The organism is Gilvimarinus sp. F26214L (genome assembly GCF_054401055.1).
Map to the genome: position 1 here is coordinate 115,263 of NZ_JBTIYG010000003.1, position 13,555 is coordinate 128,817.

Genomic DNA, 13,555 nt, shown 5'->3' on the forward strand with positions numbered 1-13,555 from the left:
TTTAAAATGCAACCAGAAGTCCAATCCTTTGCCATCCCCGGAGTAGTCATGCCGCGCCGCAAGTCCTTGAAGGAGGAACCCTGTCCCGTCGCACGTGCCGTGGATGTTATCGGGGATCGCTGGTCGCTGCTCATCGTGCGCGATGCCTTCGATGGCATGCGCCGTTTCAGCGACTTCCAGCGCAGCCTGGGTGTAGCCCGCAACATCCTATCCGACCGCCTGCACAAACTGGTGGACGCTGGCATTCTCGAAATGCAGGCGGCTTCAGACGGCACGGCCTATCAGGAATACGTGCTGACGACCGAGGGCGAACGACTGTTTCCCATCGTGGTGGCATTGCGCCAATGGGGAGAACGCCACCTGTTCGCGCCCGGCGAGCGCCATTCAGTACTGATCGACAAACGTACCGGCAAGCCGGTCCCGCTCATGGTCCCCCACGACTCGGACGGCGCCGAGCTTCTGCCCCTCACAACCGAGGTGCGTAAGCTTTCGCCAGCATCGTCTTGATCGTCCACCCGCCCACGGTCTCGTCGCCGGCCGCGTATGATAGGCGTATGAAGGCTTTGTGCGAGGGAGGGCCAATCAAAACCGCAGGACAGCCTGCCACGGCGCCCACGTCTGCGCGTAGCCATATTCCCAGTTCAAGGGCGCGGGTGCAGCAGGGTGGAGTTCGGCCCCACCGGCTTGCACCGGCTCTTTGGCTGCGCCTGCGAGCCGCTGGCCGATACCGTCACCCCGATCGAGCAGGTCGCGGGCGAAGCCGCGGGCCTACTGCATCGGCAACTGGTGGACGCAGAGACTACCCGACAAAAGTTTGAAGCCCTTCAGGATCTTGGCCGACTGAGAGCATTGATTGCACCTGATCAGCTTACCCATGCAGGGCTATGCCCATACGCTGATACCTCAACCTCGGCGAGTGCAACTGACGACGCCCATTTCCGCCTGTGTCGCCTTAACCTTGATTAGAAACAGTAGGTCGATCTGCCGAATTGAGCCGTTCGCACGTCATCGGTCAGCCACAACTTCAACAGGCCGCCCAAACGGACAAGGTCGTCGTTAATCCGAGCCCGGACCTGCAGCTGGTGTTGGTCAGTGATCACTCCCACTCAATCGTCGCGGGTGGCTTGCTGCTTACGTCGTAGGTCACCCGGGAAACTCCGGCAATTTCGTTGATGATGCGATTAGAGGCCCGTTCCAGCAATTCGTAGGGAAGGTGGGCCCAGCGGGCGGTCATGAAGTCCACGGTTTCCACTGCCCGCAGGGCGATCACCCATTCGTAGCGGCGGCCGTCGCCCACTACGCCCACAGACTTCTGGGGAATGAAGACGGCAAACGCCTGGCTGGTCTTGTGATACCAGTCCGCTTTTCGCAGCTCCTCCAAAAAGATGGCATCGGCCTCGCGGAGGATGTCCGCATATTCTTTTTTCACTTCGCCAAGGATGCGTACTCCGAGGCCGGGGCCGGGAAAGGGATGGCGGTACACCATGTCATAGGGAAGGCCCAGTTCGAGGCCGATCTCCCGTACCTCGTCCTTGAACAGCTCTCGCAGGGGCTCGACCAGCTTCAGGTTCATTTCTTCCGGCAGGCCACCCACGTTGTGGTGGGACTTGATCACATGGGCCTTGCCGGTTTTGGCGGCCGCCGATTCGATCACGTCGGGGTAGATGGTTCCCTGGGCCAGCCATTTGACTTCGGTGAGCTTGTGGGCTTCCTGGTCGAAGACTTCGATGAAGGTATTGCCAATGATCTTGCGCTTGGCTTCGGGGTCCTGCACACCCGCCAGCTTACCCAGGAACAGCTCTTCGGCATTGGCCCGAATCACTTTCACGCCCATGTTCTTGGCGAACATGTCCATCACCTGGTCACCTTCATCCTTGCGCAGCAAACCGTTGTCGACGAACACACAGGTGAGTTGGTCGCCGATCGCCTTATGCAGAAGCGCCGCCACGACGGAGGAGTCCACGCCGCCGGAAAGGCCGAGAAGCACCTTGTCCGAACCCACCTGTTCTCGGACACTCGCGATGGCATCGTCGACTATGTTGGCGGCGGTCCAACTGGCGTCGCAGCCGCAGATGTCGAGGACGAAGTGTTCGTAAATGCGCTTGCCCTGCAAGGTGTGCGTCACTTCCGGATGGAACTGCACGCCGTACAGTCTTTTCTCCTCATGGCTCATCCCGGCAATGGGGCAGGATCCAGTGGAGGCGAGCAACTGGAAGTCTTCGGGCATTTGCACGACCTTGTCGCCGTGGCTCATCCACACATCAAGCAGCGAGCGTCCGTCGTGGTCCACGTGGTCCTTGATGTCCTTGAACAGGGCCGTCTCGCCTTCCACGGTCACCCGGGCGTAGCCGAACTCACGTTGATCGGAGCCCTGGACTTTGCCCCCCAGTTGCTCCGCCATGGTCTGCATTCCGTAGCAGATACCGAGCACCGGAACGCCGAGGGTAAAGACGCTCGCGGGCGCGCGGGGGGAAGAAGCTTCACCGGCTGTCACCGATTCCGGCCCACCCGCGAGGATGATGCCCCTCGGTGCAAAGGCTTCGATTTCCGCATCGCTCATGTCGAAGGCGCGGATCTCCGAGTACACGCCGATCTCCCGAATGCGACGGGCAATCAATTGGGTGTACTGGGAACCAAAATCGAGAATAAGAATGCGGTGGGCGTGGATGTCTTGGGTCATGAATAGCTCATTTACCTGATGTGAAAATTGGCCGAGTTCTCTGGCGCCCTGCCCTCGATGCGTTTGCCGGATGAGGGAGTGTCTTTTGAAAACGCAGTGAATCCATCCCTGGAGCTCCCTCGCGTGGTCCCTCACGCGAGGGTTTCAAAAGACACTCCCTCATCCGTCAAACTTGGACCGATGGTAAAGCGAACTTGACAGCCTCGAACAGAAATAAAGTACCTGCAAACAAAAACGGGGCCGCACTCAGCCCCGTCACATTTCAATGCATCGCCGACTAGCACAATCCAGTTCGGGGCTGGGGCGGGGTGTTTCAGAACCCTCGCGTGAGGGACCACGCGAGGGAGCTCCAGGGATGGATTTACCGCGTTTCTGAAACACCCCGCCCCAGCCCCGAACGGACTACTGGCACCAGCCTATCGCATCGAGAAACCTAACGACCCACAATCGGATAATTAGGCGCTTCCTTGGTGATCTGTACATCGTGGACGTGGGATTCACCCATGCCTGCGGACGTGACCCGCACGAACTGAGGTTCGGTGCGCATGGTCTCGATGTCTACGGAGCCGGTGTAGCCCATGGCCTGACGCAGGCCGCCCATCATCTGGTGAACAATGACGGTGATGGGGCCCTTGTAGGGAACGCGTCCTTCTATGCCTTCGGGAACCAGTTTTTCCGTACCGGATTTCACATCCTGGAAGTAACGATCCGAAGAGCCCTGGGTTTGGGACATGGCTCCCAGAGAACCCATCCCGCGATAGGACTTGTAGGTGCGGCCCTGATAGAGCTCCACCTCGCCGGGGGCTTCTTCGGTGCCCGCGAACATGGAACCCATCATTACGCAGTGGGCGCCCGCGGCGACTGCTTTGGCGATGTCGCCGGAGAAACGTATGCCGCCGTCGGCGATCACCGGGATGCCGGTATCCTTCAGGGCATTGACTACATTGGCGATAGCGGAGACTTGCGGTACCCCTACCCCGCTGACGATGCGCGTGGTGCAGATCGAGCCGGGGCCGATGCCCACCTTGACGCCGTCCGCGCCCGCTTCCGCCAGGGCCACGGCACCTTCCGGTGTGGCCACGTTGCCGCCGATGACCTGCAGAGCGGGATAGTCCTGTTTGATCTTCTTCACCCGCTCCAGCACATTGCGCGAATGGCCGTGAGCGGTGTCCACCACGATCACGTCCACCCCGGCTCGCACCAGCGCGGCCACGCGATCGTCTGTGTCGGGACCGACGCCTACCGAGGCACCCACCCGCAGACGGCCCTCCGGATCCTTACAGGCGTTGGGAAAGGTTTCGGCCTTGTTGATGTCCTTGACCGTGATCAGCCCGCGCAGCTCGAACTTGTCGTTGACCACGAGTACTTTTTCGATGCGGTGCTTGTGCAACAGCGCCCGCACTTCGTCCGAGCTGGCTTTTTCCTCGGCGGTTACCAGCTTCTCCTTCGGTGTCATGATGCTGGCGACGGTTGCGTCCATGTTGGTTTCGAAGCGCACGTCGCGGCCGGTCACGATGCCGACCAGGTCGCCGTTCTCAAGCACCGGTACACCGGAAATATTGTGTTGCTTGGTGAGGGCTACCAGCTCGCGAATGGTGGCGCTGGCGTCGATGGTGATGGGGTCCTTGACGACGCCGGCTTCGAACTTTTTAACGGCCCGCACTTCCATGGCCTGCTGTTCCACGGACATGCTCTTGTGAATGATGCCAATTCCGCCTTCTTGAGCCAGAGCAATGGCGAGGCGCGATTCGGTCACGGTGTCCATGGCGGCGGACACAAGGGGAATATTCAGAGAGATGGCGCGGGTGAGCTTGCTTTTCAGGGACACGTCCCTGCCGATTACTTCGGAGTAGCCAGGAACCAGAAGAACATCATCAAAGGTAAGGGCTTCCTGAGCGATGCGTAGCATAAAGTTAACCTCCCTAGGTTAACGCGACATTATACCGCCCGGGGCGTTTCCTGAATAGGACCTGTCGCCCTTCGCCCGCATCTTTGAGCGCACACTCCGGCTTCTGCTCCCGGCTGACTGTTCAGCCGTAGATGATCCGCTCACGTCCAAGCTGCCTCGCCAGCAGGGCGGCAATCAGCAGTGCACTCAGGAAGGATACCCCCACCGCAATGCCCCACTGCTGAGCTCCGGAGCTCTCACCCATGAAGATATTCTCCATGAGCGTGAGCGGGCCAAGAATGGGGACCCAGACCTGCCAGGCCCCGTTTACGTCCGTGAAGAGAATGTAGTAGGCCAGTGCGATGGGAAGCATGACCAGCAGGCTGATATAACTTTGAGCCTCTTTGAAGGACTTGGCAAAAATCGACAGCAATAACTGCGTGATGGTGGCCAGACAAACAAGCGGTAGCGCGGCCAGGCTGCTGAGCATCAGCTGCCGCCCGCCCACTTCGTACTGGAGCCCGAGCTTTTCCAGAGGCAGGGCCGGGACGACGAAGTAGAGAGCCACGCAGGTGAGCACGAAAACCGCGGCGGTACAAAGAATGGCGGCCAGCCACTTGCCCATGAGAATCAGCTCCCGGGAAACCGGATTGAGCAGCAGCGGCTCCAGCGAGTGCTTTTCCCGCTCGCCCGCCATCATGTCCACCGACAGGCCGATGCTGGAGGTGAATATGGTCATCACCAGCATGATGGGAATGATGGCAAACACCCGTGAGGCAAGCTTCTGGTCGTTGGCCACATCCACATCCTGAACAGTGATGGGCTGGGCGAGCTGCGGAGACACGCCGCGGGCCATCAGCCGGAGACTTCCGACTCGCCCGCTCCATTGCTGGATCAGCATCTTGATGCGGTTGACCTGACCTTGAAGGTTGCTGCGGGAGCGGTCATAGACCAGCTCCAGACTGGCAGGTTCGAAGTCCTGAAAACGCTCCGGCAAATCCGGTGGGATGACCAGTACGAAATCCTCCCGCTGGCTGCGCACCAACTCGACCGGGTCGGCGGAGACCGGCAGAACCTCGACCCCTTCCTCCCACAGCCATGCCATCAGCGGTTGTGCATGCTCCAAGCCGTGTACCGGCAGGCGAAACGATTCGCTCTTCTGCTGGACATTGACGATGAAGAGCACCATTCCCACCAGCAGAATCAGAAAGAAGACCGGCATGAAGAACAAGGTGAGCAGCGCCCGCCTGTCTCGCAATCCGTCGAGCAGCTCCTTGTGAACGATGCTCCTCAATACCTCAACCATCCAACTCCTCCTGCAGTGCCCGGGGTCCATAGGCGAGGTGTATGAAGGCATCTTCGATATTGCGCCGTCCGCTGCGCACCAGCAGATCATCGATGGTCCCTTCGGCAGCCACCCGGCCCCCCGCCACAATCACGATGCGGTCACACAGGTGCCCCACCTCGTGCATCAGATGGCTCGAAAACACCACCGCCTTGCCTTGCTCCTTCAGGGAAAGGAGCAGCCGCCGGACGGCGCGGGTGGTCAGCACATCGAGACCATTGGTGGGCTCGTCCAGCAACACATAATCGGGCTGGTGAACAATGGCGCGGGCCAGCGCCACTTTGGTGCGCTCTCCGTGGGAAAAACCCAGTGCCGGGCGGTTGATAATGGAATCCATCCCCAGCAGTTCGGTCAGCTCCGCCACCCGCGCCGACAGCGCAGCTCCCTTCAGCCCTTGCAGACGCCCGAAGTAAATAATGTTTTCCCGCGCGGTCAGCCGCTTGTAAAGCCCGCCGCCGTCGGGCATGACCCCCAGCCTCCGTTGCACCTCCTGAGGCGCCCTGGTCACGTCTACGCCGCCCACCCGAACGGAGCCGGACGTGGGCCGGACCAATCCGGAAACAATCCGCATGGTCGTGGTTTTACCCGCCCCGTTGGGGCCCAGCAGGCCAACGATTTCACCGGGCGCAATAGAGAAACTCACCTCTTCCACGGCGACCAGGGATCCGAACCGCTTGTGAACCCGCGAGACCTCGATCATTCGTCCCCTCTCTCTCGCAAAAGCGGACCGGCGGGTGTAAGGAATGGGGGGCGCAGCTCAACCCTGGCGACGCACGCAGTCTCCAGTTCCGCGGGACGGGGATCGGCAATGAAGTCCGCCACCAGTGAGTCCACACAACCGGTGTGACTGACGATGTGATGGGCACCGGGAACCCGAACATGGCGGCTGTTGCTGAGCGTTTCGGCGGCCACGTCCCCCCAGCGCGGAGGGGTCACGGGGTCCAGTTCTCCCGAGAGCAGCAGCACGGGCTTGTCGCTGTGTACCGGCTCGAAGTAGCCGGCAGGAAGGATGCCCTGCGGCCAGAATTCGCAAATGCGCTGCATCGGACGCAGCACCTGCAGCTTGAGGATGCTGTTGGACGGCTCCAGCGCGGGGGCGGGACGGGTGACGTCCTCGGCGCAGAGAATGGTCTGCTGAAGCCCCAGGCTGACGGATTGGGCAACCTGTTCCGAAGTGACCAGCAGCAGACTGAAGGGCCGGAAGTCCCCCCGCTCCGCCGCTTCGATGGCAAGGGGCAGCAACGGCGCAAGGTCGCGCTGATACAGGGCCAAGCGGATCAATCCGGCCAGCAGTTGCCCGTCCATGTGGAGGGTAAGGTCCTGCTGGGTCGAAGGATGTTCGAGGGACAGTTTGCGCGGAGTCCGGTCCAGGCTGGCGACCAGAGCGCGGGTCTTCGCTTCCAGGTCACCGAAGCGTTCACGGCATTCGTGATTCCGGTCGCACGCGGCAAAAAGCCGGCCCAGCGATTCATCCGCATCGCGACCTGCATAGTGGGGAAGCTGAATGGCGGTGGGCGCAACTCCGTCGAGCACCGCGGCGCGTACGCTGCCAGGGTGGCGGCGCATGTAGATCAAAGCGGCGCGGCTGCCATAGGATCCGCCCCAAAGATTGATTTGGGGGTAGTTCAGCGCTCTGCGCACCGCCTCCAGATCGTCTGCGAAAAAAGGCGTTGTGTAGTAGCGCACATCGGCATCGTAGGTTGCCAGGCATTCGCGCAGCCGCTGCTCCTGAACGAGAAAGCTCTCCGCGCTGGACAGGCTCAGGTCCACCGGTTGTTCGGGCGTGCAATCCAGGGGGTTCGATTGCCCGGTACCCCGCTGGTCCACCAGCACAATGTCCCGGGTCTGGTTGATTTTCCGAAATACAGGAGGCAGGCGGTCGACCAGGTCCGTGGCCGCTTCTCCCGGTCCACCAGCCAATACAAACAGCGGATCGGGCGCGGGTGCGCTGGCGAGGGCCGGCAGGCGGAGGATGTTGAGTTCGATCTGCCGGCCACCCGGCTCGTCCGGGTTCTCCGGGACCGCGAAACGGCCACATTCACCGCGCCCGGGCAGGAGCCGCTCATCGCAAGGCTCCAACTGCAGGGCGGGCGTTTGCGTGTCACTGATCTCACTTGAAGGCGCACCGCAGGCACTCAGTACCAGGGCACCGCCAAGGACGACCATCCGTAACGCTGAGCGCCACCTGCGCTGCACACGGGCGCTGGCAACCAGCCGGCGAGTCCGGGTGTTAACTTGGGAAGGGATATCGGTCGGGGAAAACGTCATCATTGCTCTGCCGGCAGGTGCTCGCAGAATCCATTATTGTCGCGAGACACCACGCGCGCATTATACAGGCTGGAGAAAGGCAGAGCGAGGCGGTTTTGACGGGACACGCCGGACACCCCGGGGCGGAGTGTGAACCGGGACTCAGCGCTTGGCCAGCCGGTCGAGGCCCTCCCCTTTTACCCCCTGGGCCTGCAACAACAGCTCGGGCCACAGCCGCTGCCAGGTTGTCCACCGATGTGCGCCGGCTACCACCGTGCTGTGGTCGCGGGGAAGCATATCGCGCAAAAGCTGGTGGCTTTCGGCGTAGGTGTCCGATGCCCCGAACCCCAGGTAAATGCGAGCGAGAGTCTCGCCCGAAAGGGACTGAAGCCATGGCCAGAGGTTCTCCCGCTCGAGCACGGGCTCCATGCCGTCGGTCGTCAAATGAGCGTAATGCTCCGGGCGGCCGAGATAGGGGGCAATCAGTATTGCCGAACTCACGTCCTCGGGGTAGTTCCTCATGTAGAGCAATGTGCCGTATCCGCCGAGGGAAATGCCTACAAAATGAATGCGTTCATAGCCCTGGGCTTTCGCCGGATCAACCACATCCTCTTTCAACCGGATCAGCAGGCTGCGCTGGTTGTAATAGCCCAAATGAGCGTTTACGGCGACCGCGTCCAGAGGCAAGCCACTGGCTTGCAACTCCCCCACAAACTGGTGACGGGCGAAGGCTTCCGGGTAATCCCCGATTCCCGGGAGCATCACCACCAGGTCCTTGACCGTATCGGCGCGCAGCTCACCGTGGGCCGGGTAAAAGACGGTTTCGATGGGGGCTCGGGAAGGTTGCAGGTAGTAGCACCCCTGCAGAGCGAGCATGGCCAGCAATGTCGCAGTGATGCCGATACTCCGCATAAATGCCCTCTTCCGGTTCCGTCTCTTCAGTCAGAACGATCCCGAAAACGGGCTGGGGTTCCGCTTCGCGGGCGGAATCTGCGGGCCATCTCACAACAGATGAGGTCGGACTCGCGAATTACAGGCGGGGTTCTAGGGGGACGACAAAGGGGAGAACGTCAGGAAAAGAGAGCGGCAGCCCCAGGGGGCCGCCGCATGGATGCAGGGATTAGCGAGCGCCGCCAGATTCTTTGGCTTGCTCGAACTCCTGCTCGGAGACTTCCTGGTCGCCATTCTGGTCCAGAGATTCAAAGGCGACGGGCTCCATGCCGGACTGCTGAGCTTCAGACTGGGTCAGTTTGCCATCGCCGTCGGAATCCAGCTCAGAGAACTCCTTGCCCTGGATATCCATGGTCGGGCTGGACTGAGTGGGGTCGGACTGGCCCGGCTCCTGGGCGAAGACGCCTACAGAACCCAGAGAAAACATAGCGAGAATCAGAGCTGTCATTGAAGATTTCATAAGTCACTCCCTCAAAAGTTATCGATAACGTCGAACGTTGAACGATTCACTGATCGCCAGCGCCAGGATTGGCTGACTGGCAAAGCGGCTTTTCAGGCCGCCCACCCCCGGAGTGCATTGGCCATGCCATCCCCATAACTCGCTGTTTTTTCGATCTTTTTACGATTTCGGGAAACCGATTACCGACCGGAGGCGCGAACGTTAGGGCGAAAATGCAACAAATAGCGGGCAATCAAGACATAGCCCCGCATTCTCAATCACTTAGCATGTTGCCGAAGTGCAACAGGGGAGCGAATTTGCGGTCTGCAACAGGCGGAACCTGCAGCAAACCGGAAGCTGCACCTAACGAACAGGGACGCGGTACTGCACATCAGGAGTACCTTTCCGCCACATAATTACTCGCGAGCCGATCGGTGATGCCTGTCCGACGCTGGTTCAACCAGCTCACCCTCACACAACAGTGGATCGCCGTCACCTTGCTGACGGTGGTGCCGCTACTTGTCGCGCTCGGCTATGCAGCCTGGTCGCTTGCCCTGCAGTCGGAACAGCAGCGGGATCTGCTGGCCCGCATGGACAACCTCAACAAGATGGATGCCTTCATTCAGCGCCAACTGGCGAGTATGGAGCGAGTTTCGAGACAATTTATGCTGATCGGCGACAGTCGCTTCGCGGAACTGTATCGCCACAGGCTCGAAGCACTTGCGGACTACCGCATCAACCTGGTGGTCACGCTTCCGAGTGGCCGGGAGCAAAGCAAGCTTACGGAGTTGTTGCAACTGGCGTCACAGATCGGTGTTGAACTTTATCAGCGCCCCGCCCAGGTGGACGGCAACAAAATCGACCGATTGTGGGCGCAGATCAATGCGGAACGTGAGGAGCTGAGCAGTCTGATCGAGCGGTTTGGCGAAGAGTCCACAGCCGCCGGCGAACGCCGCTTGCAGCAGGTCCAGCAGCGCCTCGCTCTGATTGGTGCCGGAACGGTCCTGGCCACCCTGGTTCTGATCAGCATCAGCTCCATCGCGGTCACCAAGCCGGTGCGGCGCCTTGCGTCCGCCATTGACAGGATGGGGCATCAGGAATGGGAACAGGCCGTGGAAATCGACGGGCCCCGGGACTTTATAGCACTTGGCAACAGCCTGGAATGGATGCGCCTGCAGTTGCTTGCGGCCGACAAGCAGAAGCAAGCCTTCCTTCACCACATTACCCACGAACTAAAAACACCATTGGCCGCCATCATGGAAGCCGAATCGCTGTTACGCGATCAGGTTCCCGGACCGCTGACCCAGGAGCAGTTCGGGGTGCTGAGCATACTCCATCACAATGCGCGCAGTTTGCAGTCGCTGATTCAGCAACTCCTGAACTATAACGCGATCAAACACAGCCATGCGCTTGAACTCAGCCCTGTCAACATCCGCCAGCTGTGCGAACGGATCCGCCAGCAACTCGATCAGGCCAATACCGAGAACAAGCAGGTTCACTACGAATTCAAGGGCGAGTGGAACTCCATTCCCTGCGATCGCCAGTGCCTGGACATGATACTCAGCAACCTGCTCTCAAATGCTCACCGCAGTGTCGGCCCCGAAGGCAGGATTACTGTGGATTGGGGTCGTGATCGTCATCAGTGGTGGCTCACCGTCGAGGACAACGGTTCCGGCATCGCCGCTGACGAACAGGACAACATCTTCAAACCATTCTATCAGGGACGAAACACCAAGCGAGGGCCGCTGAAAGGCAGCGGCATGGGGTTGGCCATTGTGCGCGAGTGTGTTCTGCGGCTGAACGGCAGCATCGAAATGAGCTCCATACCCGACCAGGCGACCGTGTTTACCCTGCGATTTCCGTTGGGAGACCAGAACTACCATGAAGCTGCTTAATATCCTGCTCCTCACGACGCTGACCGCTTGCGGCCACGTATCCGAGTCCACGGGCCCGGATGCCGCTCCCGATGGCACGGTGCGAGAGCTGCCCCCCGGCACCACCGACGAGGATAAACCGGAACCTCCGGATGAAGTCGACGATTCGGTGATTTCCGATGCAACCACAGAAGAACCCGAAGAGCTGGAAGAGAACTATCTGCCCGTTTCCGACTGGCTGATGCAAAGAAAAAGCGTGTGCGAAGAGGACCCGCAAACCATTGACCTGCAACTGGAGCGCTACGTCGCCAGTATGGACGAACCCATACCCGAGGATGGAGATGACGAACTGGTACAGGCTTATTCCCGCCTCAAAGCGCTCATGCTCGCCAGCTGCGATCCGGCGCGCACTCCCGGGCTGATCGGCCGTTTCCTTCAATCCATGCGGCGTTACAGTCATTGGCCGCCGGAGTATGAGGGGCTTTTCGATCTGCTCGAGGAACAATACCGCGCCTACGTCCTGCTCGACGACAGGTATCGTGAGTTGGAGACACGCCACCAGAAAACCATCGAGGGGATCGGCAACATCGAGCGCTCCCTGGAATCGCCGCCCGATCCGGGGGAGTAGCAGCTTCACACGAACCTGCGAGGAACGCGGGTACTGAGTCAGAAACGATAAGGACATCCAGAGTAGTTTATGAATGCAACAACCGTTTTACTGGTTGACGACGACACAGGCATGATGGACCTGCTTTCCATGCGCCTGCGGTCCGCCGGCTACCAGACCGTATGCGCCACCTCCGGCGCGGAAGCACTGGCCCAGATGCAGGACCGACTGCCGGATCTGGTAATGACAGATCTGCGCATGGAAGAAATGGACGGACTCACCCTGTTCGAAAAAATTCACGAGCGCTGGCCGAGCCTTCCGGTGCTCGTACTCACCGCACACGGGTCCATCCCCGAAGCGGTGGCGGCCACTCAGAAAGGGGTTTATTCCTTTCTGACCAAGCCGGTGGACAAGGAAGAGCTGCTCACCACCATCGGTAAAGCGCTCAAGACCGCCCCCACGGCGGACCTGGAGGACTTGAGCTGCGGACGGGTTAAAACCCGCAGCGCCAAAATGTTCAACATCCTCGAGCAGACGCGCCTGCTGGCCGAGAGCGATGTCAATGTGCTGGTCACCGGCGAGAGCGGCACGGGCAAGGAGTTGATTGCGAGAGAGCTCCACAGTCTCAGCCACCGCTCCGGGAAACCCTTCGTGGGCGTCAATTGCAGCGCAATCCCGGCAGAGATGCTGGAGTCCGAATTATTCGGCCACGTGAAAGGCGCCTTCACCGGCGCGATCCGCGATCATCAGGGCTTGTTCGCGACCGCAAATGGCGGCGTGCTGTTTCTGGACGAGATCGGCGACATGCCCCTGTCGCTGCAGGCCAAGTTGCTGCGTGTGCTGCAGGAGCGAACCATTCGCCCGGTCGGTGGAACGGAAAACATTCCTATTGATGTACGGGTCGTGTCCGCGACCCACAAGAACCTGCTCGATTCCATTCAAACGGCAGAATTCCGCGAAGACCTGTTCTACCGCCTGAACGTGGTGAACATTCACCTGCCCGCGCTGCGGGAGCGGCGGGAGGACATATTGTTGCTCGCCAAGCACTTTCTGCAGGCCATTGCCGACCGGAACCAGGTTCCCGCGAAACAGCTTTCCCCCCAGGCCATTACCCGCCTCCTGGAATACAACTGGCCTGGCAACGTCCGGCAACTGGAAAACGTGATGGAGCAGTGTGCGGCATTGACCCGGGCAACGGTAATCTCCGAAACGCTCGTGGCCAACGCGATCCCCGGAAGTCTCTCCAGCAGCATTCCCCCTCTCAGTGAGGCCAAGAAGGAGTTTGAACGGGAGTACATTGCCACCTTATTGAAGTCCACCGATGGCAATATGCGACTGGCCGCCAAACTGGCCGGGCGAAATCGCTCTGACTTCTACAAGATTGTGAGCCGGCACAACCTGAACGCCAGTATTTACAAGCGAGGAAACCAGGGTAACGTGCAGAACCGCTAGGCGGGCAGGTCCCGGGCATCGCGCAGTGGGGCAAACCCGGAAATTTCCCGGCGGCCTGCTAGAATAGGCAAC

At 60.3% G+C, this 13,555-nt stretch carries 11 protein-coding genes; 4 read left to right on the forward strand and 7 right to left on the reverse strand.

Annotated elements, in window-relative coordinates; genetic code table 11:
- Positions 1–6 precede the first annotated feature (6 nt).
- Positions 7–507 (forward strand): winged helix-turn-helix transcriptional regulator, encoded by a 501-nt coding sequence (locus tag ACURWW_RS04460; protein ID WP_445616725.1) that lies wholly within the window; start codon positions 7–9, stop codon positions 505–507.
- A 589-nt stretch (positions 508–1,096) separates the two neighbouring features.
- On the opposite strand, the gene guaA is transcribed toward ACURWW_RS04460, so the two are convergent.
- The 7 genes from guaA to ACURWW_RS04495 all read right to left on the reverse strand — a co-directional run bounded on the left by guaA (position 1,097) and on the right by ACURWW_RS04495 (position 9,571).
- On the reverse strand, positions 1,097–2,680 hold the full coding sequence (gene guaA / locus ACURWW_RS04465; protein ID WP_445616724.1) for a glutamine-hydrolyzing GMP synthase: 1,584 nt from the start codon (positions 2,678–2,680) through the stop codon (positions 1,097–1,099).
- Between the two features lie 433 nt (positions 2,681–3,113).
- Complete coding sequence (gene guaB, locus ACURWW_RS04470; protein WP_445616723.1) at positions 3,114–4,589, reverse strand: IMP dehydrogenase; 1,476 nt, start codon at positions 4,587–4,589, stop codon at positions 3,114–3,116.
- A 121-nt stretch (positions 4,590–4,710) separates the two neighbouring features.
- Positions 4,711–5,874, reverse strand: coding sequence for an ABC transporter permease (locus ACURWW_RS04475; protein ID WP_445616722.1), 1,164 nt, complete (start codon positions 5,872–5,874; stop codon positions 4,711–4,713).
- A complete protein-coding gene (locus ACURWW_RS04480; protein ID WP_445616721.1) occupies positions 5,867–6,613 on the reverse strand; it encodes an ABC transporter ATP-binding protein in 747 nt (248 codons plus the stop codon). The genes ACURWW_RS04475 and ACURWW_RS04480 overlap by 8 nt, the downstream gene beginning before the upstream one ends.
- Positions 6,610–8,079 (reverse strand): alpha/beta hydrolase, encoded by a 1,470-nt coding sequence (locus ACURWW_RS04485; RefSeq protein WP_445616720.1) that lies wholly within the window; start codon positions 8,077–8,079, stop codon positions 6,610–6,612. Before ACURWW_RS04485 ends, ACURWW_RS04480 begins: the two co-directional genes overlap by 4 nt.
- Before the next feature lie 243 nt (positions 8,080–8,322).
- On the reverse strand, positions 8,323–9,072 hold the full coding sequence (locus tag ACURWW_RS04490; RefSeq protein ID WP_445616719.1) for an alpha/beta hydrolase-fold protein: 750 nt from the start codon (positions 9,070–9,072) through the stop codon (positions 8,323–8,325).
- A 208-nt stretch (positions 9,073–9,280) separates the two neighbouring features.
- Positions 9,281–9,571: an EF-hand domain-containing protein gene (locus tag ACURWW_RS04495; RefSeq protein WP_445616718.1), complete on the reverse strand. Its 291-nt coding sequence runs from the start codon at positions 9,569–9,571 to the stop codon at positions 9,281–9,283.
- Positions 9,572–9,987: 416 nt separating this feature from the next.
- Here ACURWW_RS04495 and ACURWW_RS04500 point away from each other — a divergent pair, with 416 nt between their 5' ends.
- The 3 genes from ACURWW_RS04500 to ACURWW_RS04510 all read left to right on the forward strand — a co-directional run bounded on the left by ACURWW_RS04500 (position 9,988) and on the right by ACURWW_RS04510 (position 13,483).
- Complete coding sequence (locus ACURWW_RS04500; protein WP_445616751.1) at positions 9,988–11,445, forward strand: HAMP domain-containing sensor histidine kinase; 1,458 nt, start codon at positions 9,988–9,990, stop codon at positions 11,443–11,445.
- Positions 11,432–12,052 carry a hypothetical protein gene (locus ACURWW_RS04505; protein WP_445616717.1) on the forward strand — a complete coding sequence of 207 codons (621 nt, stop codon included), beginning with the start codon at positions 11,432–11,434 and terminating at the stop codon, positions 12,050–12,052. The genes ACURWW_RS04500 and ACURWW_RS04505 overlap by 14 nt, the downstream gene beginning before the upstream one ends.
- A 69-nt stretch (positions 12,053–12,121) precedes the next feature.
- Positions 12,122–13,483, forward strand: coding sequence for a sigma 54-interacting transcriptional regulator (locus tag ACURWW_RS04510; protein ID WP_445616716.1), 1,362 nt, complete (start codon positions 12,122–12,124; stop codon positions 13,481–13,483).
- Positions 13,484–13,555: the final 72 nt, after the last annotated feature.

What these genes read in the sequence shown, in the direction of transcription:
- ACURWW_RS04460 (WP_445616725.1), top strand. Translation starts at nt 7, where the DNA reads ATGCAACCAGAAGTCCAATCCTTTGCCATCCCCGGAGTAGTCATGCCG.
- guaA (WP_445616724.1), bottom strand. Translation starts at nt 2,680, where the DNA reads ATGACCCAAGACATCCACGCCCACCGCATTCTTATTCTCGATTTTGGT.
- guaB (WP_445616723.1), bottom strand. Translation starts at nt 4,589, where the DNA reads ATGCTACGCATCGCTCAGGAAGCCCTTACCTTTGATGATGTTCTTCTG.
- ACURWW_RS04475 (WP_445616722.1), bottom strand. Translation starts at nt 5,874, where the DNA reads ATGGTTGAGGTATTGAGGAGCATCGTTCACAAGGAGCTGCTCGACGGA.
- ACURWW_RS04480 (WP_445616721.1), bottom strand. Translation starts at nt 6,613, where the DNA reads ATGATCGAGGTCTCGCGGGTTCACAAGCGGTTCGGATCCCTGGTCGCC.
- ACURWW_RS04485 (WP_445616720.1), bottom strand. Translation starts at nt 8,079, where the DNA reads ATGGTCGTCCTTGGCGGTGCCCTGGTACTGAGTGCCTGCGGTGCGCCT.
- ACURWW_RS04490 (WP_445616719.1), bottom strand. Translation starts at nt 9,072, where the DNA reads ATGCGGAGTATCGGCATCACTGCGACATTGCTGGCCATGCTCGCTCTG.
- ACURWW_RS04495 (WP_445616718.1), bottom strand. Translation starts at nt 9,571, where the DNA reads ATGAAATCTTCAATGACAGCTCTGATTCTCGCTATGTTTTCTCTGGGT.
- ACURWW_RS04500 (WP_445616751.1), top strand. Translation starts at nt 9,988, where the DNA reads ATGCCTGTCCGACGCTGGTTCAACCAGCTCACCCTCACACAACAGTGG.
- ACURWW_RS04505 (WP_445616717.1), top strand. Translation starts at nt 11,432, where the DNA reads ATGAAGCTGCTTAATATCCTGCTCCTCACGACGCTGACCGCTTGCGGC.
- ACURWW_RS04510 (WP_445616716.1), top strand. Translation starts at nt 12,122, where the DNA reads ATGAATGCAACAACCGTTTTACTGGTTGACGACGACACAGGCATGATG.